The sequence below is a fragment of the Paraburkholderia sp. SG-MS1 genome, from assembly GCF_012275575.1.
Lineage (GTDB): Bacteria > Pseudomonadota > Gammaproteobacteria > Burkholderiales > Burkholderiaceae > Paraburkholderia.
The window spans coordinates 1-25,781 of record NZ_NPIH01000251.1 but is presented as its reverse complement, the minus strand read 5'-3'; the positions used below and the strand labels follow the sequence as shown (position 1 = coordinate 25,781).

The 25,781-nt window shown below is 65.3% G+C and carries 17 protein-coding genes; 11 read left to right on the top strand and 6 right to left on the bottom strand.

Annotated features, from left to right (window positions below; genetic code table 11):
• Window positions 1-166 precede the first annotated feature (166 nt).
• Entirely contained in the window at window positions 167-2,278 is a 2,112-nt protein-coding gene (gene katE / locus CIC12_RS25120; protein ID WP_168668045.1) for a catalase HPII, read from the top strand.
• Between the two features lie 148 nt (window positions 2,279-2,426).
• Here the strand turns inward: katE and treF are convergent, their stop codons facing one another.
• The gene (treF, locus tag CIC12_RS25115; RefSeq protein ID WP_168668043.1) at window positions 2,427-4,238 is read right to left on the bottom strand and encodes an alpha,alpha-trehalase TreF; all 1,812 of its coding nucleotides are present in this window, start codon (window positions 4,236-4,238) and stop codon (window positions 2,427-2,429) included.
• A gap of 259 nt (window positions 4,239-4,497) precedes the next feature.
• Here treF and CIC12_RS25110 point away from each other — a divergent pair, with 259 nt between their 5' ends.
• The 5 genes from CIC12_RS25110 (at window position 4,498) to CIC12_RS25090 (ending at window position 11,653) form a co-directional block, all read left to right on the top strand.
• Window positions 4,498-8,076, top strand: coding sequence for a response regulator (locus CIC12_RS25110; protein WP_168668040.1), 3,579 nt, complete (start codon window positions 4,498-4,500; stop codon window positions 8,074-8,076).
• 31 nt (window positions 8,077-8,107) lie between these two features.
• The gene (locus CIC12_RS25105) at window positions 8,108-8,956 is read left to right on the top strand and encodes a CheR family methyltransferase (protein ID WP_168668097.1); all 849 of its coding nucleotides are present in this window, start codon (window positions 8,108-8,110) and stop codon (window positions 8,954-8,956) included.
• 10 nt (window positions 8,957-8,966) lie between these two features.
• Window positions 8,967-9,593 (top strand): chemotaxis protein CheB, encoded by a 627-nt coding sequence (locus tag CIC12_RS25100; RefSeq protein ID WP_168668038.1) that lies wholly within the window; start codon window positions 8,967-8,969, stop codon window positions 9,591-9,593.
• A 9-nt stretch (window positions 9,594-9,602) separates the two neighbouring features.
• Window positions 9,603-10,727: a hybrid sensor histidine kinase/response regulator gene (locus CIC12_RS25095; protein WP_168668036.1), complete on the top strand. Its 1,125-nt coding sequence runs from the start codon at window positions 9,603-9,605 to the stop codon at window positions 10,725-10,727.
• 107 nt (window positions 10,728-10,834) lie between these two features.
• Window positions 10,835-11,653, top strand: coding sequence for a helix-turn-helix transcriptional regulator (locus tag CIC12_RS25090; protein ID WP_168668034.1), 819 nt, complete (start codon window positions 10,835-10,837; stop codon window positions 11,651-11,653).
• Window positions 11,654-11,710: 57 nt separating this feature from the next.
• Here CIC12_RS25090 and CIC12_RS25085 read toward each other — a convergent pair whose 3' ends face one another.
• Window positions 11,711-12,658: a LysR family transcriptional regulator gene (locus CIC12_RS25085; protein ID WP_168668032.1), complete on the bottom strand. Its 948-nt coding sequence runs from the start codon at window positions 12,656-12,658 to the stop codon at window positions 11,711-11,713.
• A gap of 215 nt (window positions 12,659-12,873) precedes the next feature.
• Between CIC12_RS25085 and CIC12_RS25080 the strand changes: the two genes are divergently transcribed.
• The 3 genes from CIC12_RS25080 to CIC12_RS25070 all read left to right on the top strand — a co-directional run bounded on the left by CIC12_RS25080 (window position 12,874) and on the right by CIC12_RS25070 (window position 15,972).
• Window positions 12,874-14,073 carry an amino acid aminotransferase gene (locus CIC12_RS25080; RefSeq protein WP_168668030.1) on the top strand — a complete coding sequence of 400 codons (1,200 nt, stop codon included), beginning with the start codon at window positions 12,874-12,876 and terminating at the stop codon, window positions 14,071-14,073.
• A 74-nt stretch (window positions 14,074-14,147) separates the two neighbouring features.
• A complete protein-coding gene (locus CIC12_RS25075; protein WP_168668028.1) occupies window positions 14,148-14,939 on the top strand; it encodes a class II aldolase/adducin family protein in 792 nt (263 codons plus the stop codon).
• A 49-nt stretch (window positions 14,940-14,988) separates the two neighbouring features.
• Window positions 14,989-15,972 (top strand): 2-dehydropantoate 2-reductase, encoded by a 984-nt coding sequence (locus CIC12_RS25070; protein WP_168668026.1) that lies wholly within the window; start codon window positions 14,989-14,991, stop codon window positions 15,970-15,972.
• A gap of 70 nt (window positions 15,973-16,042) precedes the next feature.
• Here the strand turns inward: CIC12_RS25070 and CIC12_RS25065 are convergent, their stop codons facing one another.
• From CIC12_RS25065 to CIC12_RS25050, 4 genes are all read right to left on the bottom strand, one after another.
• Window positions 16,043-16,234 carry a hypothetical protein gene (locus tag CIC12_RS25065; protein WP_168668024.1) on the bottom strand — a complete coding sequence of 64 codons (192 nt, stop codon included), beginning with the start codon at window positions 16,232-16,234 and terminating at the stop codon, window positions 16,043-16,045.
• Between the two features lie 21 nt (window positions 16,235-16,255).
• Entirely contained in the window at window positions 16,256-18,004 is a 1,749-nt protein-coding gene (locus CIC12_RS25060) for an FAD-dependent oxidoreductase (RefSeq protein ID WP_168668022.1), read from the bottom strand.
• A 299-nt stretch (window positions 18,005-18,303) separates the two neighbouring features.
• Window positions 18,304-20,256 carry an AI-2E family transporter gene (locus CIC12_RS25055; protein WP_168668021.1) on the bottom strand — a complete coding sequence of 651 codons (1,953 nt, stop codon included), beginning with the start codon at window positions 20,254-20,256 and terminating at the stop codon, window positions 18,304-18,306.
• 157 nt (window positions 20,257-20,413) lie between these two features.
• Window positions 20,414-21,694: a DUF445 domain-containing protein gene (locus tag CIC12_RS25050; RefSeq protein ID WP_168668019.1), complete on the bottom strand. Its 1,281-nt coding sequence runs from the start codon at window positions 21,692-21,694 to the stop codon at window positions 20,414-20,416.
• 243 nt (window positions 21,695-21,937) lie between these two features.
• On the opposite strand from CIC12_RS25050, the gene CIC12_RS25045 reads away from it, so the two are divergent.
• Window positions 21,938-23,080 carry a metallophosphoesterase family protein gene (locus CIC12_RS25045; RefSeq protein WP_168668017.1) on the top strand — a complete coding sequence of 381 codons (1,143 nt, stop codon included), beginning with the start codon at window positions 21,938-21,940 and terminating at the stop codon, window positions 23,078-23,080.
• Complete coding sequence (locus CIC12_RS25040; RefSeq protein WP_168668015.1) at window positions 23,077-25,701, top strand: AAA family ATPase; 2,625 nt, start codon at window positions 23,077-23,079, stop codon at window positions 25,699-25,701. The genes CIC12_RS25045 and CIC12_RS25040 overlap by 4 nt, the downstream gene beginning before the upstream one ends.
• Window positions 25,702-25,781 lie beyond the last annotated feature (80 nt).

Here is a 25,781-nt window from a genome sequence, read left to right as displayed (position 1 = left end):
ATCGACACTCGCAGGAAAGGGGCGGCGGCGTAGAGTCGCCGTCCCCCGGTTCTTTCCCTCGCCGCGAAAGCGTGCCGGCGCTCGCGGGTACGCTGATTGCTGCTTGCATCTTTGCGCGTGAGACCGGCCTTCCACCGGCGCGCCCGAATACAAGGAGCCCATCCCCATGGCAGGTACGAAGAGTACGCGCACGCCCGCGGCGGCTAGCGCACACGCAAATGATCCGAAATCGAAAGACCTCGAACAGTTTCGAGTGAGTCCAGATGGCCAGGCCCTGCGAACCAATCAGGGCGTCAAGATCTCCGACAATCAGAACACGCTGCGAGCCGGCCCGCGCGGCCCCTCGCTGCTCGAAGACTTCATCATGCGTGAGAAGATCACGCACTTCGACCATGAACGCATTCCCGAGCGTATCGTGCATGCGCGCGGCTCGGCCGCGCATGGCGTATTTCAGGTGTACGAGTCGCTGAGCGAGTACACCAAGGCCGCATTCCTTCAGGACCCGTCCGTGCAAACGCCGGTCTATGTGCGTTTTTCGACGGTGCAGGGCCCGCGCGGCTCGGCCGACACCGTGCGGGACGTGCGCGGCTTCGCGGTGAAGTTCTACACGCAGGAAGGTAATTACGATCTGGTCGGCAATAACATGCCGGTATTCTTTATTCAGGACGCGATCAAGTTTCCGGACTTCGTGCATGCGGTGAAACCGGAAGCGCCGAACGAAATGCCGACCGGCGGTTCCGCGCACGATACTTTCTGGGACTTCGTGTCGCTCGTGCCAGAGTCCGCGCACATGGTGCTGTGGACCATGTCGGATCGCGCGATTCCGCGCAGCCTGCGCACGATGGAGGGCTTCGGCATCCACACGTTCCGCTTCGTCAACGCGCAAGGCAAGGGCCGCTTCGTCAAATTCCACTGGCGCCCGGTGCTGGGCTCGTATTCGCTGCTATGGGACGAGGCGCAGAAGCTCGCGGGCAAGGACCCGGATTTTCATCGGCGTGATTTGTGGGAGGCGATCGAACGGGGCGACTTCCCCGAGTTCGAGCTTGGGGTGCAGATCATCGAGGAAGAGGACGAGCACAAGTTCGACTTCGACCTGCTCGATCCGACCAAGCTGATTCCGGAAGAACTGGTGCCGGTGAAGATCGTCGGCAAGATGACGCTCAATCGCAATCCCGACAACTTCTTCGCCGAGACCGAACAGGTGGCGTTCCATCCGGGCCACGTCGTGCCGGGTATCGATTTCTCCAACGATCCGCTGCTGCAAGGCCGCCTGTTCTCGTACACGGACACGCAGATCAGCCGCCTCGGCGGCCCGAACTTTCACGAGATTCCGATCAACCGGCCGGTATGCCCGTTCAACAACAATCAGCGCGATGCGATGCACCGCCAGGCGATCAACGTGGGACAGGCCTCGTACGAGCCGAACTCGGTGAGCGGCGGCTGGCCGAAGGAAACGGACCCGGCGCCGTCGGACGGCGGCTTCGAAAGCTATCAGGAGCGCGTGGAAGGCACCAAGATCCGCGTGCGCAGCGAATCGTTCTCCGATCATTTCTCGCAGGCCGCGCTGTTTTACAACAGCATGTCTCAGCCCGAGAAAGACCACATCGCCGCCGCGTATCAGTTCGAACTCGGCAAGGTGACGAAGCCGGAGATTCGCGCGCGCGTAGTCAACGAGATTCTTGCCAATTTCGACGCGGGACTGGCTGCGACCGTCGCCGAAGGGCTGGGTCTGCCCGCGCCGAAGAAGGGCACGGCGAAGCTTTCCGGTCCTAAGGAATCGCCGGCGCTGAGTCTGCTCAATCGCGTGAAGCCGGGCATCAAGACCCGCAAGATCGCGTTGCTGGCCGCGCCGGGTTCCGATGGCGGCGCGATCAGGACGCTTCAGCAGGCGTTGCAGGGCGAGGGCGCGGCGCCGATGTTGATCGCGCCGACGCTGGCCGCCATAGACGGTCTCGCGCCGGACGCGACGATTGCCGGTTTGCCGTCGATCATGTTCGATGCGGTGATCGTCGCGGGGGGCGACGCGGGCGCGAAGGCGCTGGCGCAATCGGGCGACGCGCGGCATTTCGTACTCGAAGCGTTCAAACACCTGAAGGCGATCGCGGCGCTCGGCGCGGGGCGTGACGTGCTGGCCGCGGCGCATTTGCCGGACCACGCGGACGGTGTCGCGACCGGCGAGGACCCGCAGCTCGCCGACGTGCTGAAGGCTTTCATCAAGGCGGCCGAACAGCATCGCGTGTGGTCGCGTGCGGCGCAGGCGGAGACGGTGCCTGCGTAGGGGCTGCGCCAAGCGCTCATCCGAGACCCGTGTGAGGGGCCTGCTCATCGAGGTACAAGCAGAACTGGCCGGTGAACACCGGCCAGTTTTTTTGCGCGTGTCGCAACGCGCTTGCAGTAAGCGCAGCGCAGGAACAGCGGCCCGAAGTCTACGGATTCACCCGCGTGCCATGCAACCGATGCGTATTCTTCGGCGCCGCTGCAGCGGAGGCGGCCGCCGCGGACACCCCCGCCGGTCCTTCTGGAATATCGCTCGGCCGCGACGCCTGAACGGTCTGCGGATAGAGCACGAGCAACGCGCGCAACACACCGTTGGTCCAGCCGAAACCATCCTGCAGCGGATATTCGCCACCACCCGCGGCGACGCCCGGCGTGGCCGTATCGACATCGTATTTCTCGACGAGCTTGCCGGTGTGCTGGTAATACGCCACGTTGGTTCTGATCCAGCGCGTCGCGATGGTCTGCGCGAGCGCCGGTTCGCTATAGCGCCGCAAGCCGATCACCGCCAGATACTGCAACGGCGCCCAGCCATTGGGTGCGTCCCATTGCTGGCCGCTGTTCACCTGGGTGGTCGCGAGGCCACCCGGTCGCAGCAGTTCGCGCTGCACGGTCGCGGCGACCGTCTTCGCCTGCTGGCGGCTGGCTACGCCCGTATACAACGGATACACCGTCGCGGCGGTGAGCCTGTGGGTCAGCGTGCGATGCTCGAAGTCGTAATCGCCGAAGGCCTGCAACTGCGGGTCCCACAGCACGCGGCGAATCGTGTCGGCGCGTGTCGCGGCGCGCCGCTCCATATTTTCCGCATGCGTGACGTCGCCGCGCAGCCGGTATGCCTTCGCGAGCGTGCGCTCAAGATCGACCAGCAGACAGTTCAGATCGACCGGCACGAGCGACGTCACGTCCACGGTGGCGAGCGTCTTGCCGTCGGCGAACCAGCGCGAGCTGAAATCCCAGCCTGTTTCGCCGCCCGCGCGCAGATTGCGCCACAACTGCGCAGAGTCGCGCTGCGGCGTCTGCTGCGCGGTGAGCACGTCTTCACGATACGATTCGTCGCGCGGCGCCGCACGTTCGTCCCAATAGCGGTTGAGCAGCGTGCCATCCGCCAGTCGCACCACGTGCCGGTTAGCCTCACCCGCGGGCAGGCCGTCACTGCCGTTCATCCAGTACGCGTATTCGCGCTGCAACTCGGGCAGGTATTGCGCATAGACGCCGTCGCCGTCCTTGTCCGCGACGAGCCGCACCATCTGCGCGAAGAACGGCGGTTGCGAGCGGCTCAGGTAATACGTGCGGTTGCCGTTCGGGATATGCCCATACCGGTCGATCAGGGTGGCGAAATTCTTCAGTTCGTCGACAACCAGTTCATGCTGCCCGCTCTGTTCGAGCCCGAGCATGATGAAGTACGAGTCCCAGTAATAGATCTCGTCGAAGCGGTCGCCCGGCACGATGTACGCATGCGGCAGCGGCAGCAGCGACGACCACGGACTCGCGGTCGCATCGGGTTCGCGGCGCAACACGTTCCACAGCGTATCGATATGGCCCACCACATCCTGATTCGGATCGGAGACGTACGTCTTCGCGGTGCGCGAGGGCAGCGTGAAGTTGCGCTTCACGAAGTCGGCGAGACTGAAGTTGGGCTGCTGCCTCGCGGTGTCGTAAGCGGCGGCGATCTGCGCGGGCGCCACGAGCGGCACCATGTCCGCGAAAGTCTTGCTGTCGGGAAAGAGATGCGCGAGTTGCACGTCGCGATACAACGCGGCGTATTGCTCGGAGGGCGGCACAGGAACGACGGGCGACGCCTGGGTAGGCGGCTCGACATGCACGGCGACCGTGGCCACGCTCACGGGCGCTTGCGCGGAAGTCGCGGTGGGAGCCGCCGCGGCGAGCGACGCATGCCACACGAGCGACGCGGCCAAAGCGCAACGCAGCGCAGCGAGGGGAAGAACGCGGGGGGAAGAGGGCATCGGCGAATGAATGGAAGAGTGGCAGGCCTTGAACAATCGGGATGAAACGGCATTCATCGCACGATGGACCCGCGTGCGTCACGCAAAGTTGCGTTCGTCGTCAGGAGGCCCGTCCAGCAGGCCTGAGCGAGACTATGAGCATCTCAAAAACAGCTGTCATCCTGTATGATGACTGCCGTTGTAGCGCGACGAAACCACCGCGCGAAAAACCCGAAAAATATTCCGGATCACGTCGATTCGTATGCCGACAACAGAAAAAATGACCGCATCACAGGCCGTCGACCAGCACCGTTTTCGCAGCATCATCCGCCGCAATATCGCACTGCCTCTGGGTGTCGGCCTCGTCACGATGGCGGTCTTCGTCGGGCTGATCGCATATCTGGTCTCGACGATGAACTGGGCCGAGCACTCCGAGCGCGTGATCGGCCAGGCCAACGACATGTTGCGCCTCGCGGTCGATCGCGAATCGTCGATGCGCGGCTTTCTGATCACGGGCGACGAGAGCTTTCTGTCGCCCTACGAAACCGGCGGCCCCAGGTTCAAGACGCAGGTCGAGGCGCTGCAGGCACTGGTCGCCGACAATCCCGCGCAAGTCCAAAGACTCAAGCAGATCGAGGCGATCCAGCAGCGCTGGGCGCGCTTCGCGGAAGAGATGATCGATGCGCGCCGGCGCAATCAGGATTACGAAGCCGCGGTGGCGAGTGGGCGCGGCAAGATCGAGTTCGACGAAACGCGCCGTGAATTCAGCGATTTTCTCGACGTCGAATTGCGCCTGCGCCAGGAGCGCGCTGACGCGACGCGCCGCGTCACGACCACCCTGGTGAGCGTGTTCCTTCTGTTCAGCCTGAGCGTGAGCGCGCTGCTCGCCTGGATGGGCCGACGCGAACTGATGGGTCTGTCCGCCACTTACGACGGCGCGTTGCGTCAGCAGGCCGAGCAGACGGAAGCGTTGCAGGAACAGGTGTGGCTGCGCTCGGGACAGCGTCTGCTGGCGGAAAAAGTGGTCGGTCAGACGAGCCCGCCGCTGGTGGGCCGCGCGATGCTCGATTTCCTCGCGCAGTATCTGGACGCCGTGATCGGTGCGCTCTACGTGCGCGACAAACAGCATGGCACGCTGCGCCGCATCGCCGCCTACGGCTTTAGCCGCGAAAGCGAGCAGGGCGCCGCGCGTCATTTCGAGGAAGGCGAAACACTGGTCGGCCAGGCGTCGCTCGCGCGCCGCACGCTCATTTTGCGCGACGTGCCTGCGAATTATGTACAGGTGGTGTCCGCCACCGGCAAGAGCGCGCCGAAGAACCTGCTGATCATGCCGGTCGTCAACGACGGCCAGGTCAACGGCGTCATCGAACTCGGCTTCATCCGCGAACTGACCCAGCGCGACGAAACCTTCATGGAACTGGTCGGCAACAGCATCGGCGACTTCGTCGAAGCCGCGTTATATCGCGAGCGGCTGCAGGATGCACTCGTCGAAACGCAGCAGTTGAATGAAGAGTTGCAGGTGCAGCAGGAAGAACTGCGCGTCTCCAACGAAGGACTCGAAGAGCGCGGCCGCGCGTTGATGGAATCGCAAACCCGCCTCGAAGCGCAGCAGGCCGAACTCGAGCAGACCAATGTGCAGCTCGAGGAATATGCGCAGCGTCTGGAGCGGCAGAAATCTGATCTGCTGCGCGCGCAGGACGATCTCGCGGCCAATGCGGAGCGCCTCGAACAGTCGAGCCGCTACAAGTCCGAGTTTCTCGCCAACATGTCGCACGAACTGCGCACGCCGCTGAACAGTTCGCTGATTCTCGCCAAGCTGCTGCAGCAGAACCGCACCGGCAACCTGACCGAGGAGCAGGTGCGCTACGCGGAGACGATTCATGCGTCCAACAGTGATCTGCTGGTGCTGATCAATGACATCCTCGATCTGTCGAAGGTCGAAGCGGGCCAGGTGACGGTCGAACTCGAAACGGTCTCGATCGATGCGACGCTGCAGGCGCTCGAGGAAATGTTCAAGCCGCTCGCCGGCGCGAAGCATCTGCACCTCGTGTTCGACCGCTTGCCGGGCACACCGGACACGTTCATCACGGACGGCCAGCGCGTCACGCAGATTCTGCGCAACCTGCTGTCGAACGCGGTGAAATTCACTGAGCGCGGCGAGGTGGCGCTGTCGGTGGCGCCGGCCGAAGGCGAGCAGTTGCGCATCGACGTGCGCGATTCCGGCATCGGCGTTGCGGGCGACAAGCTCGACATGATCTTCGAAGCGTTCCAGCAGGCCGACGGGTCAACCAGCCGTCAATACGGGGGCAGCGGTCTGGGCCTGTCGATCTCGCGCGAGTTTGCGCAGTTGCTCGGCGGCCGGATCTCCGTCGCGAGCGAAGTGGGCAAGGGCAGTGTGTTTACGCTGTGGCTGCCGCTCGATGCCCAGGCGGCGTTGGCGCAAAGCCACGGCGCAGGGACGTTCGCTTCGGCCCAGACACAGGCACATGCATCCACGCGTGCGGCCGAACCGGTAAGCGCCACAGCCACGGCAGCCACCACAGCGGAGCCGCCACTCGTGCGCACGCCGTCGAGCAGCGTTCAAACCGCGGTGATTTCGCCGGCCAACGGCCTGCTCGCAGGCAATACGCCGGAGACCGCCGGCGGCTCGATCGCCGACGATCGTGATAATCGCACGCGCCCCGGCCGTCTGATCGTCGGCGTCGAGGACGATCTCGCGTTCGCCGAAATCCTGCGCGATCTCACGCATGAACTCGATTTCGATTTCGTCCACGCGAGTGACGCGGCCAGCGGCCTCACGGTGGTGCGCGACATGCTCCCGGCGGCGGTGCTGCTCGACGTCGGCTTGCCGGACCGTTCCGGCCTGACCGTGCTGGAGTGGCTCAAGAACGATCCGCTCACGCGCCATATTCCGATTCACATCGTCTCCGCCACCGACCACGCCGACAAGGCGTTGCACCTGGGCGCGATCGGCTACACGCTCAAGCCGACCGCGCGCACCACGATGGAAGCCGCCATCCGCCGTCTCGAAGCGCGTTTGCAGCAGCGCCTCAAACGCGTGCTGGTGATCGAGGACGACGCGCCGATGCGCGAGAGCATCCGCGCGCTGCTGCAAAGCGAGAACACCGAAATCGTGGCGGTTGCGACGCTCGCGGAGGCGCTCGACGATCTGGCGAAGTTCACGTTCGACTGCGTCGTGACCGATCTCGCGCTGCCCGACGGCACCGGCTACGACCTGCTCGAACGGCTCGCCGCGAACACCGCGCATGCGACGCTGCCGGTCATCGTCTACACGGGCCGCATGCTGTCCGACGACGAAGAGCACCGTCTGCGCCGCTATTCGAAGTCGATCATCATCAAGGGCGCGAAGTCGCCCGAACGTTTGCTCGATGAAGTCACGCTGTTCCTGCACAGTGTGGAGTCCTCGCTCGCGCCCGAGCAGCAGCGCATGCTGCGTACGGTGCGTCAGCGCGATAACGCGTTCGAAGGCCGCACGATCCTGCTGGCCGAAGACGACGTGCGCAATATCTTCGCGCTGTCGCACGTGCTGGAGCCGCTCGGCGCGAAGCTGCAGATCGCGCGCAACGGACGCGAAGCGCTCGACGCGCTTGAAAACGGCCCCGAAGTGCATCTGATCCTGATGGATGTCATGATGCCCGAGATGGATGGCTTGACCGCGATGGGGGAAATTCGCCGCAATGCGCGTTTCGCGCATCTGCCGATCATCGCGCTGACCGCCAAGGCGATGGCCAACGATCGCACGCGCTGCCTCGAAGCCGGCGCCGACGACTACGTGTCCAAGCCGATCGACGTCGACAAGCTGGTCGCGCTATGCCGCGTCTGGTTGCGGCAACGCTAGTGAAGGAGAGTCAGTGGAGAGCAGGATCACGATGAGCAGCCAGTCGGAACTCGACGCGTCGCACCGCATGAGCGACTTCGACATCGAGTTGAAGCTGCTGCTGGAGGCGATTTATCTGAAGTATCAGCATGACTTCCGGCACTATGCGATCTCGTCGCTGCGGCGCCGTCTGTCGCAGGCGCTGGAGGAGTTCGGCCTGAAATCGCTCTCGCAGTTGCAGGACCGCATCATGCGTGACGGCGACGAATTCTCGCGGCTATTCCAGTATCTGACGGTGCAGGTCAGCGACATGTTTCGCGATCCTGCTTATTTTCTCGCGCTGCGCGAGCACGTGCTGCCGCGGCTGCGCACGTATCCGTCGATCAAGGTGTGGGTGGCGGGTTGCAGCACGGGCGAGGAACTCTGGTCGCTGAAAATCCTGTTCGACGAGGAAGGCCTGACCGAGCGCACGCTGTTCTACGCGACCGACATCAACCCGGATGCGCTCGCGCGCGCCGAGTCCGGCATCTACGCGCTCGACCGGATTCAGGGCTTCACGCAGAACTACCTGGCAGCGGGCGGTAAGCGTTCGCTGTCGGACTACTATCATGCCGCGTACAACGGCGCGCGCTTCGCCGGTTCGCTCAAGGAGCGCGTAGTGTTCGCCGACCACAGCCTGTCCACCGACGAGGTCTTTCTCGAAGCGCACCTGGTCTCGTGCCGCAACGTGCTGATCTATTTCGACCGCGGCCTGCAGGATCGCGCACTGGGCCTGTTCGAGAACGCGCTGGTGCGGCGCGGATTTCTCGGTCTGGGCAGCAAGGAAAGCCTGCGCTTTTCCCGTCACTACGAAGCGTTCGACGAATTCCGTCCCGGCGAACGCATTTATCAGAAGCGCTAGCACGCTCATCATGCCACGCTCAACTGTCACGCCAGCCGTCGATTCTCAAGCCGATGCCGCGACCGCGCGCGGCTACGATCTCGTCGTGATAGGCGGCTCGGCCGGCGGCATCGAAGTGCTGAACATCCTGCTCGGCGCACTGCCTGCGGGCTTTGCGCCGGCCGTGATGATCGTCACGCATCTGCCACCCGGTTCGCCGAGCTATCTGGTGCACGCGTTTGCGCATCGGTGCGCGTTGCCGGTGCTGGAACCCGATGCGGGCGAGCGGATCATGCCGGGGCGCGTGCATGTCGCGCCGCCCGGTTATCACATGCTGGTGGAAGTGGACCGCACCGTTGCCTTGTCGACCGATGCAGCCGTGCGCTTTTCGCGCCCTTCGATCGACGTGCTGTTCGAGTCGGCGGCCGCGGTGTACGGCGAGCGTTTGCTGGCGATCCTGCTCTCCGGCGCCAACGACGACGGCGCGCAAGGACTCGCGCAGGTGCGTGCGCAGGGCGGCACCGCCTGGGTGCAGGCGCCCGACACCGCTGTCTCGCCCGAAATGCCGCGCGCCGCGATCCAACGCGGCGCCGCCGACTCCATCTACAACCCTGCAACAATGGCCCGGCGGCTTGCCGCATTGCCGGCCTCTCTCTGATTCGATGCCATGACGAACTCACCCGTGAACATCCTGATCGTCGACGACATCGTCCACAACATCACCGCGCTCCAAGCGTTGCTCGTGCGGCCGGACATTGCCGTGCTGGTGGCCGATTCGGGGACCGCGGCGCTCGACCTGCTGCTCAAGCACGAAGTCGCGCTGGCGATTCTCGACGTCAACATGCCCGGCATGAACGGCTTCGAACTCGCCGCGCTGATGCGTGGCAGCCCGCGCACGTCGCACGTGCCGATCATCTTCCTGACGGCGACCGCGCAGGACGCCTCACGCACGTTCCGCGGCTACGAGGCGGGTGCGGTCGACTTCCTGTACAAGCCGTTCGATCCGCGCATTCTGCAATCGAAGGTCGACGTGTTCGTTCAGCTCGAACAGCAGAAGCGCCAGCTCGCCGCGCAACTCGTGACCACGCGGCAGATGCTGGAAGCCAACGAAATGCTGATGGCGGTACTGAGTCACGATTTGCGCACGCCGCTCGGCGCGGTGCTGGCGTCGGCGGAATATCTGATGCGTACGGCGGCCGACGAACAGTCGGTCACGGTGGCGGCGCGTGTGAAAAACAGCTCGCTGCGCATGGCGCGCATGGTCGATCAGCTGCTCAACCTCGCGCGACTGCAGGGTGGCCGTCTGCCGTTGCAGCCGCGCTCGATCGAACTGGCGACGCTGTGCCGCTCGGTGATCGATGAATTCGCCTCGCAAAAGAGCGGCAAGCGGATCGTGTTCGAAAGCCGTGGCAACACGGCCGGTGCGTGGGATACGGATCTGGTCTGGCAAGCCGTGTCGAATCTGGTCAGCAACGCGCTGCACCACGGCACGCCGGATGGCGACATCAGCGTCGAGGTGGACGGCGACGCGGTCGAGTCAGTACGCCTGAAGGTCTCCAATCGCGGCACGATTCCGGCTGAGGTGTTTCCGCATCTGTTCAAGGCGTTCGGGTCGAATGGCAGCGGGCGTTCGCGCGAAGGCCTGGGGCTCGGGCTGCATATCGTGCAGGAGATCGCGCGGATGCATGGCGGCAACGTCAGCGTCGATTCCAACGAAGCGAACGGGACCACGTTCACGATCGAATTGCCGAGGATGGTGACGTTGCAGCGCGGCTCGTTCACGCGTAAATAGAGGCGTGCTGCGGCGCGAATCGCTGTGCCGCGCGAACGGGCGGCTCCGGGTTCCGGTGTGCTACGCTTGCCGGACCCGAATCCACGCAGCGCGACCTGAATCCCATCATGCGTTCCTGGCGCATCGCTTCACCTCTGCAAAGCGGACAGATCAGCACCGCGCGCGCGACCGACCTCGTCATGTCGATCTCGCACCCGGACGCGGATGCGCTCGCCGCGAGCCTGCTGAAAACGGTGGGCGATGCGCTGCCGGTTTCGCAGTGCACGATCTTTGCATACGAATTCGACGCGCGTCCGCGCACCGTGTCGGCCGCGGATCATCGCGGCGGCCGCTTTCTGCGCGATGTGGCCGACCGCTACGCGACGCATTTCTACGCGCTCGACGGCAATCGCGCGATTATCGGCCGCGCCCCGCGTGCGCAGGCTCGCGACGCGTTGGTGCTGCATCAGCAGCGCAGCGAAGAGATCGAAAACGAAGCCTACCGCGCGGCTTGCTATGCGCAGCCCAACGTGTCCGATCGCCTGTCGTTGCTGATGCGGCCGGTGGACAACGTGTGGCTCTCGATCAATCTGTATCGCGACAGCGCGTACGGCAGTTTTGCGGCGGGCGAGCTGGAGTACGTCGAGAGCGTCGCGCATCTGTTTGCCCATGCGGCGAAAAGCCATTACGCGCTGAACGGGCAGCATCAGCAAGGCCCGGCTGCCGCGATGCTGGCGCGCGTTCGGCGCGCATGTCCGCAACTCACCCCGCGCGAACTCGACGCGCTGCGCGGCACGCTCGAAGGCGCGAGCGCCGTGGAAATCGCCGCGCGCATGGGCGTCAAGCCCGCGAGCGTGGTCACGTATCAGAAGCGCGCTTATGCACGGCTCGGCATCTCCAGCCAGCGGCAGTTGTTCGCGTTGTGCATGCAGCCGGAACGGGGCTGAGCCGCCCTCGGTCCATCTTGCGTCGGCGCATGTCGACGATCACATCCCTGGCCATGCTCAGCGCGCTGCGCGCTTTGCCCGGGCATCGGCCTGAGTCTCGCGGTCCCAGCGTTTGAGCCAGGACATGAGGAAGTCCGCGAAACCGTCGGCGGGCGGTGACAGCGCGCGTTCCGTCGAACGGTACACGCAAACCTCGCGAATCGTTTCCGGATCGACGATGCGCTTCATCACGAGCCCGAAGGTGCGCGCGAGCGGCGCGACGTAGGCCGGCGCGAGCGTGATGGCTAGCCTTTGCGAAGCGAGGCCGAACGCGGTGGTGACGTTGTCCACCACGTCCACCGGAATGATGCGGGCTTCGACCGGCAGGTTGGCGAGCATCTGCCCGACGGCACGCTCGTGGTCGCGGCCAGTGGCGACAATCGGCACGTCACGCAGATGCTGCCACTGCACACGGCGCCGCGAGTTCAGCGGATGACTCGGCGCGCACCACATCACCCACGGGCTCGCGAACGCGGGCTCGCAGCGCACGCGCGTGCCGCTTTGCCGGTCCGGGCCGATTGCGAGGTCCACGTCGCCGCTCTCGACGCGCTCCACCAGTTGCTCGACCACGGTGTCGCAAATCCGCACGACCACCTTCGGCTTGTCGCGCGCATAGTGGGCGATGGCCGCGGGCAACGCGGTGGCCGCCAGCACCAGCGGCGCGCCGACTCTGACGATGCCGGCGGCGCGGTTGCGGATGTCGTCGGCAGATTGCGCGGCCGCGCGCACGTGGCGCAGCACCGATTCGGCCGACGACAGAAAATCCTGCCCCGCGCTCGACAGATTGACGCGCCGCGTGGTCCGGTCGAACAGCCGGAAGCCGAGTTCCGTTTCGAGTTCGGCGAGCAACTGGCTGACCGCGGACGACGTGAGCCCGAGCCGTTCCGCCGCTGCGCCGATGCTATGCAGATCGACGATGGCGAGAAACGCTTCGAATTGCCGGAGAGTGACGCGTGTGAGTGGCATCTGGCGATTCTAAAGAAAAACTTAAGAATCGTGAAAAATCGATTGATTGTGTGCGGCGGGCCCGTGGCCGACACTTGCCGGATCGACGCATGAAGCGAAACCCGCTTAGACTTCCGCTTGACGCTGTCGTGCGCCACGCGGCGCATCATCTGCATCGGATCAGGCCACATCGAGGCCATTCAAGCGACCTTCGAGGCCGCCTTCAAGGACTTGCCATGTTCGACCACATTCCCGCCTACCCAGGCGACCCGATTCTGAGCCTGAACGAAGATTTTCAGCTGGACCCTCGCCCCAACAAGGTCAACCTGAGCATCGGCATCTATTTCGACGATGCCGGCAAGCTACCGGTCATGGACGCCGTGCGCCGCGCCGAAACCGCGCTGCTCGACTCGGTCGGCCCGCGCTCCTATTTGCCGATGGCAGGCCTGCCGCAGTATCGCGAGGCGGCGCAGGCGCTGGTGTTCGGCGCGCGGAGCGAGGCGCGCGCGGCGGGCCGGATCGCGACGTTGCAGACCATCGGCGGATCGGGCGCGCTGAAGGTCGGCGCCGATTTTCTGAGGCGCTATTTCCCCGGCTCGCAGATCTGGATCAGCGACCCCAGTTGGGAAAACCATCGCGTGGTGTTCGAGGGCGCGGGGCTGACCGTCAACACCTATCCGTACTACGACGGGCAAACGGGCGGCTTGCGTTTCGCCGACATGATCGACACGCTTGGGCGCCTGCCTGAGCGCAGCGTCGTGCTGCTGCATGCGTGCTGCCACAATCCGACCGGCGTCGATCTGAACCCTGCGCAATGGGCCGAACTGGTGCCGGTGTTGCAGCGCCGCAAGCTGATCGCGTTCGTCGACATGGCCTATCAGGGTTTCGGCACGGGTCTCGAAGAAGACGCCGCGTGCGTGCGTTTGCTGGCCGACGCGGGCGTGCCGTTGATCGCCGCGAATTCGTTCTCGAAGAATTTCTCGCTGTATGGCGAGCGCTGCGGCGCGTTGAGCGTGGTGTGCCAAAGCGTGGAAGAGGCGACGCGCGTGCTCGGGCAACTGATGTCGGCGGTGCGCGCGAACTACAGCAATCCGCCCACGCATGGCGCGCGGCTGGTAGCCAATGTGCTCGCCGATGCGTCGTTGCGCGCGTCGTGGGAAGCCGAACTCTCCACCATGCGCGAGCGGATTCTCGCGATGCGCGGCACGATCCACGCGGGACTCGCGGGCCGTGTCGATGAAGTGATGCGCGCGCGTTATGTCGCGCAGCGCGGCATGTTCACATATACGGGCTTGAGCGAAAGCCAGGTCGAGCGTCTGCGCGGCGAATTCGCGGTCTATGTGCTGCGCTCGGGACGCATGTGCGTGGCGGGCCTGAATGAACGCAACGCCGGTCATGTGGCGTCGTCGATCGCGGCGGTGGTGGCGGGCGCATAACGGCGGCCGCATCACGGCAATTACATCACGGTGTGACCGTACGCACCGGCGAAACGATAATCATGGAGACCCTGATGACGACCGTTGAACAGCAGCCGGCCAGTCCCTCGAAGACCCCCGTCATGCATCCGGACGAATGGCACGCGCGCGTGCAACTCGCCGCTTGCTACCGGATCTTCGACATGCTCGGCTGGACCGAGATGATCTACAACCACATCACGCTGCGCGTACCCGAGAGCGTGAGCGGCGGCGAGCGGCAGTTCCTGATCAATCCGTTCGGGCTGCACTACAGCGAAGTGACGGCAAGCAATCTCGTGAAGATCGATGCGCAGGGCCGCGTGCTCGACCGCTCGCCGTATCCCGTGAACCCGGCCGGGTTCGTCGTGCATGCGGCGATTCACGAGGGCTTGCCCGGCGCGCACTGCGTGATGCACACGCACACCACGGCGGGCGTCGCGGTGGCGTGTCTGGAAGACGGCTTGCAGCAAACCAACTTCTACAGCGCGCAGTTGCATGAGCGCATTGCGTATCACGACTTCGAGGGCATCACGGTGCACGCGGAAGAAGGTCCGCGCCTCGTCGAACATATCGGCGACAAACAGGCGGTGATCCTGCGCAATCACGGCCTGCTTGCGTGGGGCCACACCTTGCCGCAAACTTTCGCGATTCTGTGGACGCTCAATCGCGCGTGCGAAATCCAGATGGCGACGTTTGCGATGGGCCGCGCGCGGCCGGTGCCGGAAGCGGTGGCGATCCGCTGCTCGCGCGACGCGTTGCAGTTCGATCCGAAGCACGGCGCGGGGCAGGATGTGTTCGACGCGCTGGTGCGGCGGGTGGATCGCATCGACGCGAGCTACAAGGATTGACGCGGGACCGGCCCACGAACTCATGCACGACTAACCAGGAATCGAAGCGATGAAAGTTGTTATCTACGGCGCAGGGGCGATCGGCGGGTGGATGGGCGTCAAGCTCGCGCGGGCCGGCCACGACGTCGGCGTGGTGGCGCGAGGCGCGACGCTCGCTGCGTTGCGCGAACACGGCTTGCGTCTGATCGAAGGGGGCGTCACGCAGACGGTGAAGGTCGCCGCGAGCGACATGCCGGCTGACCTCGGCGCACAGGATCTCGTCGTGGTCGCCGTGAAAGGACCGGCGATGGCGTCGGTCGCCGCGCAGATCGCGCCGTTGCTGGGCCCGCAAACAATCGTGCTGACGGCGATGAACGGCGTGCCGTGGTGGTTCTGCGAAGGCCTCGGCGGCGAGTTCGCCGGGCGGCGGCTCGAGTCGATCGATCCGGACGGCGCGATCGCCGCCGCGATTCCGGCCGCGCAGACCTTGGGTTGCGTGGTGCATGCGAGCTGCCTCGTCGAGGCGCCGGGATTGATCCGGCATCACCAGGGCAATGGTTTGATCGTCGGCGAGGCGAGTGGCGAGGCGAGCGAGCGGGTCGCGGCGCTGACCGAAACGCTGGTCGCAGCAGGCTTCAACGCGTCGATGTCGGCTCAGATCCAGCGCGACGTCTGGTACAAGTTGTGGGGCAACATGACGATGAATCCGGTCAGCGCGATCACCGGCGCGACGACCGACCGAATTCTCAGTGACGAACTGGTGCGCGGTTTCGTGACGAGCATCATGCTGGAGGCGAAGGAGATCGGCGCGCGTTTTGGAATTCCGATCGATCAGGCGCCCGTGGACCGCCATGAAGTCACCCTGAAGCTGGGCGCGATGAAAACGTCGATGTTGCAGGACGTGCAAGCGGGGAAGGCGGTCGAACTCGACGCGCTGGTGGGGGCCGTGCGCGAACTGGGGCAACTGACGCAGGTGCCGACGCCCTACACGGATGCGCTGCTCGGTCTTGCGCGCCTGCACGCGAGCACGTTGGGGCTGTATCCGCGAAAGTGACGCGGCGCGCTTGAAAATCAGGCCGCGGCGCGTTTGGCGCACGGCGGCTTTTTTTGCGTCTCGTCGTGCGCTATGCGGCGATCGTAGAAGAGACCGGCAGGCGCGCGGCTTCGATCAGCGACAGCGCGCGCTGCGGATCGTCGAGGTCGGTCATGCACAGCAGCACGAGCCGAGCCAGATAAAGCGGCGTCTGCGCTTCGCCTTCGGCCGTGAGGGTTTTGCAGAGCGTCGTGTAGACGAGGTCGAGATCGCTATCGGTCATGGTGATGTCGTTCCTGCTTCGTTAGATCGTCAGCACTGCGGCCAACGCGCGCTGCGTAGCAGCCGCGCTGCCGTCGCGCCAGCGCGCCAGCACGTGGCCGTCGGGGCGGATCAGATAGACGGTGCCCGGCCGCGCGTCGAGCATGTCGTGCAGATGGCCGGTTGGATCGATTGCGCACGGCGTGCCTGAAAACGGCGCGTCGCTCCTGCTCAGCGTGATCGTGCCGAACGGAATACGCCGTTCAGCGAGCATGCGTTGCAACTGCTGCCACGCGTCGTCTCGCGCCGGGTCCGCGCCGAAGCGCAACGCGGTGAAGCGGGGTTCCAGCAGATCGGTCAGATGGATCGCCGCGCTTGCGCCGTCGCCGGTGCGCTTGAGCAAGCGGCATTCGGGTAGCACCGCGCCGGGTGCAGGACCACGGCTGAACGAGTCGGACGCGGCGTTGCCTGCGGCGTCATTGAGCGGTGAGCGCTGATACGCAATCGCGTGCGTCTGCCGTGGATTGATCAAGGGTCGCACGGCCGCGTGCTGATCCGCGAGACTAAGCACGGCGGTACGCATCAGATCGAAGGCGAACGACGGCGGCGCCATGAATTCGGTGCTTTTCATCCCATAGCTGAGATTCTCGCGCGCGGCGAAGACCCGTTCATCGCTATAGCTCTCGAGCAGATCCGGCGACGCAATACCGTTCACCACGCAGCCGAGTTTCCAGCCCAGATTATCGGCGTCGTCGATGCCGGAATTGGCGCCACGCACGCCGAAGATCGGCACGAGATGCGCGGCGTCGCCTGCGAACAGCACCGAGCCGTGCCGATAGCGTTCGAGCGTCAGTGCGTTGGCCTTGTACACGGTGATCCAGATCGGCGACCACGCGCCCGTCTCCCCCATCGCGTCGAGCACACTCTGCACGCGCGGCATCACGTTCTCGGGCTGCACGGCGGCGTCAGGGTCTTCGTCGTCGCGCAGTTGATAGTCGATGCGCCACACGCTGTCCGGCTGCTTGTGGACCAGCACCGTCGATCCGGGATTGGACGGCGGGTCGAAATAAGCGAGACGCTCGGTGGCGCGCGCGCTGTCCAGTTCGATATCGACGATGACGTAGCGGCCTTCATACGTCGTGCCGGCGAGCTTCAGGCCGAGCGCCTCGCGAATCGTGCTGCGCCCGCCGTCGCAGGCGGCGACCCAGTCGGCGCGCATTTGCCAGGCCGCGCCGGTATCGGCGGAATGGTCGGTCTGGCCGGCCTGGCCGGTGCGCAGCGCGAGCAAGGCGCCGCCGTCGGGCAACTGTTCGATAGCCGTCACGCGGGTTTGCCAGCGAACCTCGATCAGATCGGCGTGCCGTTCGATCTCGTCGAGCAGCAATTGTTCGATCTGATATTGCGCGATGTTGATCATCGGCGGCAGGGACTGTTCGTCGTCCTGGTGCATCGTGAAGCGGAATACTTCGGTGTCGCGGTAGAAGCTGCGTCCGCCGGTCCACGGCAAGCCTTTTTGCAGGAAACCCTCGACGACGCCGAGGCGCTTGAAGATCTCCAGGCTGCGTCGCGAAATGCAGATGGCCCGGCTGCCGGTGCACACGCTGTCGTCGGCTTCGATCAGCACGGAGCGTACGCCCTGTCGCGCGAGAGCCAGCGCCAGCGTCATGCCGACCGGGCCGCCACCGACGATGGCCACGGCTTTCGTTACGGGGTCGCGTCCGTCGATGAGCGCAGGCACTTCGCCCGGGTAGTGGCGGGGGAAGAACGGATAGGGGCTGAAAGGGCGGGTCATGCGTGTCTCCTTGCTCGGGCCCCGTGCAAGCTGGCTGCTGGGGCTTCAATGCCGGCAGATTGCCCGCCGCGGCTGGTTGGCTCTGCAAAGGCGGTGCGTATCGATAGCGAAGTATGCAGGAGGCCGCGCGTGAGGCTGTCCTCATTTTGGGTACAACCTGTGCGGGCTGACGAGCTCGGCCGTGCCGCAAAAAAACGGCGCAACTAAAAAAGCCGCGAGGCACTCACGCGCCCCACGGCTTCATTCATTCGCTCACGTGCTCACGCACCTGTTTCACCCACCACGGTATGCCTCGCCCCTCACTCCGCCCGCGCCACATGCGCCGGCTGACGCGGATGCTGGGTGCTCAACGCGGCCTGGCATTCCTCGATCATCGCGCGAAAGGTCGGCGACGTGTGCGACGCGCCGGTCGCACCGGGCTCCGTGCCACCCTCCGGCAGGCCGCCGACGCCCAGCACCAGCGTCGCCCGCGGCCGCCATTCGCGCGTGCGCCGCAACATATTGCGCAAGTACGGCGGTGACTCGGGCGCGTCGAGCGAGACGATGCAGATGATCGGCGCGTCCTTGAAGCTCGGCTCGTCGGCGCGCGCGCTGCGGTAACCCGAATGGGTCGCCATCATCGGGGCAAAGCCGTGGCGGCCGAGCAATTGCACGGCAATCGCCGTCGTCACTTCGTCGAACGGGCCGCGTCCAGGCACGCACAGCACGGACGTTCGGTCGATCTCCTGGGTCTGCCGTTGACGAGTCGAAACGTGGCTGTCGTGGCGCTCCGAAAGATCCGCCGACGCCGACGCGAGCACCGCGCTCGCGCTGTCGACCGCTTCGGCGCGTGACAGGCGGTCCGGCAGGCCGTCCGCGATTTCGAGGTTTTCGACGATATCGACCAGCGCCTCGTTGACCCGCTGCAATTGCTCCGGCATCAGCACGCCGCGCATCGCATCGTTGCGCGCGAGCTTGAGGCCCTCAAGTGCGACCTTGTCGTAATAGTCGATCAGCGACATCTCGCGCAGCAGGCGCTCCGCCTGCACGATGGCCTCGTGCGGATCGTCCGCGAGCAGGCGCTGATAGAAAGTCTGCGCGGGCGTCAGCGCGGGCTGATCGCCGAGCAGCACGGTCAGGAAGTTCAGCCGGTCGGCGTAGCGTCCGAGCGTGACGACACACAACGTGAGCGGCGTCGACAGCACGAGGCCGACCGGTCCCCACAGCCAGCTCCAGAAGATCGCCGCGACCACCACCGCGAGCGGCGACAGACCCGAGCGATGACCGTACAGCAGCGGCTCGGCGATCTGCCCGGCCACCACGTCGACCACGATGAAGAGGATCAGCGTATAGACCGCCATGGTCCATTGCGGCTGGATCGCGGCGGCGAGGAACACCGCAAGGATCGCGGCGATCCAGATGCCGATGTACGGCACGAAGCGCAGCAACGCCGCGATCACGCCGAACAGGAGGGCGCCCGGCACGCCGATGATCGCGAGCCCGATCGCGATGACGCCGCCCGCGCTGAGATTCACGCCTAGTTGCGCGACGAAATAGCGGCTCAGCCGCACGGCCGCGTCGTTGATCGCGGTGGTGGTGCGGTGCAGATCGCGCGAGCCGAACAGGCTGATCAAACGGTCGCGCAAATCCTCGCGCTGCAAAAGAATGAAGATCGTCACCACCAGCACGATGAAGGTGGTCTCGATCGGCGCGATGGCCGGCGACAGCGCGCGCTGCGCCAGTTGCATCGGCGTGGGAGATGGCTCGTGCACCTCGACCGGTTGCGGCACGGCGGGCGCGTTGCGCGCGGCGCGGCCGGTCGGGCGCGGCGGGTTCGGCTTGGACGGCGCGACCCGCTGCAGCGTCGCGGCAGCGCGGCTCATCAGCGAGTCCGCGCGGCCGATGGTCTTTTGCTGCACCGTTTCGATCTTTTGCTCGATCGCCTCCTGATACTGCGGCAGGTCGCCGGCCAGCTGCACCAGTTGCGCGCCGATCAGCGCGCCGATCGCAAGCAACGAAGCGAGCGCGAACAGCACGGCGATGAAGATCGACGGCAGTTGCCCCATATGCAGCCGCCGCAGCATCTGTACGAGCGGGGCGAGCAGGAAACTCAGCAGCACCGAGAGCGTAATCGGGATCAGCACGGCGCGGCCGAAGTACAACGCGCATACCACCACGACACCGGTAATCACCGAGGCGAGACCATGCAGACTCGGCGTGCCCGGCGGGTAGACGCGGTTCGGCCGCCCAGGCGGCGGTAACGATATTTTCATGAACAGACTTTCCGGGTGAGAAGCGCTGTCTTTTTTTTGCAGGCCGCGAGATGACGCGATCGCGTGGCATGACGTTGGATTGCGTCGACGAGGCACAGCGCTTCAGCAAGACACATGCCCGAATTGTAGGCGGTTTGGCGGGCCGCGACCCGATTCTCTAGCCGATGTGCAATCGCAGCAACTCGAACAGTTGCGAACTCGCATACAACAGCAGGCCGATGAAGCCGCCGACGATCGTCCCGTTGATGCGGATGTACTGGAGGTCCTTGCCGATGTTCAGCTCGATCTGCTGCGACATCTCGCGCGAGTCCCAGTTCTTGACGGTATCGCTGATATGACGGGTGAGGAATCGCGCGAAGTCCGGCGCCATGCTGCGCGCCGCTTCTTCGAGGTGATCGTTTAACGATTGACGCAGCGCCGGGTCGTTCGCGAGCTCGCGGCCCACCCATTGACCCATGGCGGCGACGCGCGCATGCAACGCGGAGTCGGTGCTCTGCAGATCGCGCTTGAGCCACGCGCGCAATTCGCCCCACATGTCCTTCACATAGTGGCTGAACGCGTCGCCTTCGACCAGGTAGCGTTTGAGTTCCTCGCCCTGTTGCAGGAACGCCGGGTCGCTCTTGAGTTTGATGATCAGCTTCTGCGCGGCTTCATCGAACTTGTTGCGCAGCTGATGTGTGGGATTCTCGCTGATCTGTTCGAGCATACGGTTCACCGCGCTGGCGATCGCGTCGGCGCCTTTCTCGCCGAGCCAGGCCGACGGCAGGATCTTCTCCATTTTCGGATACTCGCTCTTCACCCACTCGACGATGCGCTCGGCGATGAATTCGCGCGCGGACGGTTCGCGCAGCAGCGTTACCACCTGATGGATGCTCGCGTCGAGCAACGCCTGATGACGGCCGTCACGTGTGAGGGTGTCGAGAATGGCGCCCAGCGATTGCGACAGGTCTACTTTCGCGAGCACGTCGCGCAGCGCGTCCTTGATGAAGACCTGGATGCGCACGTCGTCGGTCAGTTCGAGAATGCCGCCCGTCAGCCTCACGACATAGTCGCCCAGACGCGCGGTATTGGCCGGCTCGCTGAGCCAGCCGGTGATGCTGCGCGCCGGGTCGTGCTTCTGGATCAGACCGACCAGCGACGCCACGTCGAGGAACTTGTCCTGCACGAATACGGCGAGGTTGTCGGCGATCTTGTGCTTGTTCTTCGGAATGATCGCGGTGTGCGCGGAAACGAGCGGGATCGGCACCCGGCGAAACAGCGCGGCCACCGCGAACCAGTCGGCGAGCGCGCCGACCATCGCGGCCTCGGCGACCGCCTTGATGCCATCGACCCAAGGGCCGCGCGGCATGCACGCGGTGATCACGAAAACACAGGCGGCCGCGAGCAGCAATAGCAAGGGCGTGCGCTTGGCCTTCTTCAGTTCGACGGTCTTGTTCATCGGGGCAGGCGATGGGTCCGGTTCGATTGAAACGATGCGGTGCGCTTAAGACGCTTTGAGCGCGCGATCAGCAACCGCGAGTGTAGCGCCGCTGAGCGGGTGGCGCGCCGTGCAGATGAGGCTCGCTTTAGCGCGCCCGCGCGGTAACATCTACGGTTAGACTGCGAAGCCGCGGCTCGCGCGCGCAGTGGCAATGAACCGCAACGCAATGGTAATGAGCGCAATGAACATAACGGAGGCGCATTGATCAGGTTTCTGCACACAGCGGACTGGCAGATAGGCACGCAATTCGGCCAGTTCGAGCCGGACGAGGCGGCGCATCTCGCGCAGGCGCGCTTCGACACCGTGCGCCGCATCGCCGACGAAGCGGCTGCGCGCAAGGTCGACGCCGTGCTGGTCGCGGGCGACGTATTCGATCTGCAAACCGTTTCCGACACGGTGATCCGCCGTTTGTTCGCCGCGTTGCAGGGGTTCTCCGGGCCGTGGATCCTGTTGCCAGGCAATCACGACGCGGCGCTGGTCGAGAGCGTGTGGACGCGCGCGCAGCGGCTGAACTGCATCGGCCCGAACGTGCGGGTCGTGCTCGAACCCGGCGTCGTGCTGCTCGACGCGTGCCGCACGGCGCTGCTGTGCGCGCCGCTCACGCAACGCATCACCTACGACGACACTACCGGCTTCTTCGACAGCGCCGAAACGCCGCCGGGCTATCACCGCATCGGTCTCGCGCACGGCAGCGTCAGCGGAATTCTGCAGGAAGGCATCGACTCGTCGAATCCGATCGCGCCCACGCGTGCGCTCAGCGCGCGGCTCGACTATCTCGCGCTGGGCGACTGGCACGGCCACCTGCGCGTCGACGAGCGCACGTGGTATGCCGGCACGCACGAGCAGGACCGCTTCCGCGCGAACGATCCGGGTTTCATGCTCGACGTCACGCTCGGTGAGCCGGGCGCGTTGCCGCAGGTCGAAGCGGTGCGGGTTGGTCAATATCAATGGCATCGCTGGGATGAAACGATCTCGGTGCCGACCGATGTGGACGCGCTCAAGGTGCGGCTCGCGGCACTGAACCATCGCGACGTGCTGCGTGTGAGCGTGACCGGTATGGCCGCGTTGGCCGATGCCGAAGCGCTGCACGTCGCGGTCGAGCAAACCCGCGCGCGCGCGCGGGCGCTGCGCGTCGATCTGAGCGGCCTGCAAGTGCTGCCCACCGCCGACGACCTCGCCGAACTCGGCGCGCAGAGCGGCTACCTCGCGAAAGTGGTGGCGCGGCTGCGCGGGCTGCAGGAAGACCCGCAAGCCGACCCGCAACAGGTCAGGCGCGCGGCCGAGGCGCTCTTGCTTCTGGCGCGTTTTCAACGTGAATTGCCGCGCGAAGCGAGGTCCGCATGAAGCTGCAAAGTATTGCAATTCAGGAATTCAAGCAGTTCAGCGGACGGCTCGTCATCGACGATCTGCAGCCCGGGCTCAATCTGTTCACCGGCCCGAACGAGGCGGGCAAGAGCACCGTCGCCGAAGCGGTGCGCGCCGTGTTTCTCGAACGCTACAAGGCCTCGCATCTGAAGGATCTGCTGCCTTGGGGCAAGGCGAGCGGGCAGCCGTCTGTCGAGGTGAGCTTCGAGCTGGACGGCGCTCAATGCAGGTTGTCGAAGCAGTTCGTCACACGCCAGCGCTGCGAATTGCGCATCGGCCAGGCCGTCTTCGGCGAAGATGAAGCCGAGGACAAGCTCGCGGCGCTGCTCGGTTTTTCGCGCGCCGCACGCGGGCCCCTGAAGGCCGAGAACGCGGGCGTACCCGGGCTCTTGTGGGTGCAGCAAGGCGGCACGCACGAGGTGCGCGACTCGACGGGGCACGCGGCGCAATATCTGCGTGATGCCCTCTCGCAATTGTCGGGCGGCAGCGAATCGGCCGGTGAGGATGCGCTGATCGCCGCTGTGCAGCGTGAGTTGCGGCAACTGCTGACGGTGCGCACACAGAAGTCGACCGGACCGCTCGCCGAAGCCGAAACGACGCTGGCCGCGTTGATTGCCGAGCGCGACGAACTCGAGCAGCAGCGCGAGCAGTTCGATGAAAACATCGCGCGGCTCGCCGCGCAGCAGGAGGCCTTCGACGACACGCAGCGCAAGCGTCCCTGGGAACTCCACGAACAGAAGGCCGTGCTCGCGCAGCAACGCGCCGATGCCGCGGCGGAACTCGAACGCAGTCTGCAGGGGCTCGCGCAGTCCTTGCAGGTGAGCGAAGCGGAACTTGCGCTGTCGCTGCAGCAGGAGCAGGGCGCGGCGGAACTGGAAGCGGCCGTCGCGCGCGAACGCCAGCAACTCGATGCGGCGCGCGCCAATGTGTCGGCGGCGCAGACCGAACATGCGCAAGCATCGAGCAGCGTCGCGCAGTTCGAGCAGGCGTCCGCCGAGGCGAGTCGGGCGCTCGAACTGGCGAACGCCGCGGTGACGACCGCCGATTTGCGCAGCCAGATCGACTTCTATCGCATCGAGAGCGAGCGGCTCGAAGCGGCGATCGCCGCCGCGGGCAAGGCGAACGACGCGGTGCTCGAAGCCGCGCGCGACGCGGCCGCGATCGAAATCGACGAGACGAAACGCAAGCGCCTCGCCGCGCTCGATGGCGAGCTGACCCTGTTGCGCGCACGTACCGAAGCGGCGATGACGCGCATAGCGTACCGGTTGAGCGGCGCCTTGACGGTCGGCGGCGAGCAGGTCACGGGCGAGGGCGTGCTGCGCGTCGACGACGAGAAGCTGATCGACCTCGGTGAACTCGGCGAATTGCGCGTGATTCCGGGCGTGTCCGGTCTGTCCGCGCAGCTCGCGGAACTCGCGTCGCTCGAAGCGCAGCATGCGCAGTTGCTGCAGGCGCTGGGCGTCGCGTCGCTCGGCGAAGCCGAAGCGCGCCATGAAAAGTGGAAGACGCTGGTCGCGCAGCAGAAGAGCCAGGCAAAGATTCTCGACGTGCATGCGCCGCAGGGCATCGATGCTTTGCGTGCGGCGTTGGCGTCGGCGGCGGCACGCTTGCAGGCCTCGAATGAACGGCTCGCGGGCTTGCCCGATGTGTCCGCCGCGCCCCCGCTCGACCAGGCGCGCCGCAACGCGGAAATCGCGCGCGACGCGTTGGAGGCCGCGAGAAAAGTGCTAACCCAAGCCGCCGAGAATAGATCGACCGGCATGGCGACCGCCGACTCGCTCGCCGCGCAATTGCAGCGCAAGGAAGCGCAATTGAACGACGAAGCGTACCGCCGCGATCGCGCGCAGTGGCAGACGAAAATCGTCGAACAGCGCGTGCAGGTCGACGCATTGAGAAAGCAGCGCGAAGGGCGCGCGCGCGAACTGGAAGCGGCGCGTCTGGACGATCCTGCGGCGGAGGCGAAGCGTTATCGCGCCTCGGCGGAACTCGCGCGTAGCGAGCAGCACGAGCGGCAGGTGCGGATTGCACAGTTGCGCAGCCAGCTGGAGACGGTCGGCGCCTCAGGGCTCGGCGAACGTCTCGCGGCGCTCGACGCGCGGGTCGAGCAGGCGGCGCGTCGCACGGACGAACTCGGCTTGCGGGCGAGCGCGTTGAGCCTGCTCGCCGACGTGCTGGTCGACGAACGCGACGCGGCGGTGGCGCAATTGCGCGCGCCGCTGACCGAGCGGCTCGGGCACTACCTGAAGCGGATTTTCCCGCAGTCGACGATTGCGCTCGGCGACGACCTGAGTCCCGCGACGCTGGATCGTCATGGCCGCGCGGATACGCTCGACGCGCTGAGTTTCGGTACGCGCGAACAGCTCGGCATTCTGACGCGGCTCGCTTATGCGGACCTGCTGAAGGCGTCGGGGAGGCCGACCTTGCTGATGCTCGACGACGCCGCCGTGCATACCGATGCGGCGCGGCGTGATGCGATCAAGCGCGCGTTGATCGACGCGGCGACGCGGCATCAGATTCTGGTGTTCACGTGTCACCCGGAGTTGTGGGACGACTTGGGGGTGAGGCAGAGGGCGATTGGGGATTTGAAGGTGGGGGGGTAGCGCACGACGCGTTGCGTTGTGGTTGGCTAAAAGTGAGTTGGTGCTTGCCGTCTCACTCATACCACCGCGGCGTATAAACC

Bases quoted from the DNA above. Each gene is read 5' to 3' on its own strand.
- katE (WP_168668045.1), top strand. From the start codon at position 167: ATGGCAGGTACGAAGAGTACGCGCACGCCCGCGGCGGCTAGCGCACAC.
- treF (WP_168668043.1), bottom strand. From the start codon at position 4,238: ATGCCCTCTTCCCCCCGCGTTCTTCCCCTCGCTGCGCTGCGTTGCGCT.
- CIC12_RS25110 (WP_168668040.1), top strand. From the start codon at position 4,498: ATGACCGCATCACAGGCCGTCGACCAGCACCGTTTTCGCAGCATCATC.
- CIC12_RS25105 (WP_168668097.1), top strand. From the start codon at position 8,108: ATGAGCAGCCAGTCGGAACTCGACGCGTCGCACCGCATGAGCGACTTC.
- CIC12_RS25100 (WP_168668038.1), top strand. From the start codon at position 8,967: ATGCCACGCTCAACTGTCACGCCAGCCGTCGATTCTCAAGCCGATGCC.
- CIC12_RS25095 (WP_168668036.1), top strand. From the start codon at position 9,603: ATGACGAACTCACCCGTGAACATCCTGATCGTCGACGACATCGTCCAC.
- CIC12_RS25090 (WP_168668034.1), top strand. From the start codon at position 10,835: ATGCGTTCCTGGCGCATCGCTTCACCTCTGCAAAGCGGACAGATCAGC.
- CIC12_RS25085 (WP_168668032.1), bottom strand. From the start codon at position 12,658: ATGCCACTCACACGCGTCACTCTCCGGCAATTCGAAGCGTTTCTCGCC.
- CIC12_RS25080 (WP_168668030.1), top strand. From the start codon at position 12,874: ATGTTCGACCACATTCCCGCCTACCCAGGCGACCCGATTCTGAGCCTG.
- CIC12_RS25075 (WP_168668028.1), top strand. From the start codon at position 14,148: ATGACGACCGTTGAACAGCAGCCGGCCAGTCCCTCGAAGACCCCCGTC.
- CIC12_RS25070 (WP_168668026.1), top strand. From the start codon at position 14,989: ATGAAAGTTGTTATCTACGGCGCAGGGGCGATCGGCGGGTGGATGGGC.
- CIC12_RS25065 (WP_168668024.1), bottom strand. From the start codon at position 16,234: ATGACCGATAGCGATCTCGACCTCGTCTACACGACGCTCTGCAAAACC.
- CIC12_RS25060 (WP_168668022.1), bottom strand. From the start codon at position 18,004: ATGACCCGCCCTTTCAGCCCCTATCCGTTCTTCCCCCGCCACTACCCG.
- CIC12_RS25055 (WP_168668021.1), bottom strand. From the start codon at position 20,256: ATGAAAATATCGTTACCGCCGCCTGGGCGGCCGAACCGCGTCTACCCG.
- CIC12_RS25050 (WP_168668019.1), bottom strand. From the start codon at position 21,694: ATGAACAAGACCGTCGAACTGAAGAAGGCCAAGCGCACGCCCTTGCTA.
- CIC12_RS25040 (WP_168668015.1), top strand. From the start codon at position 23,077: ATGAAGCTGCAAAGTATTGCAATTCAGGAATTCAAGCAGTTCAGCGGA.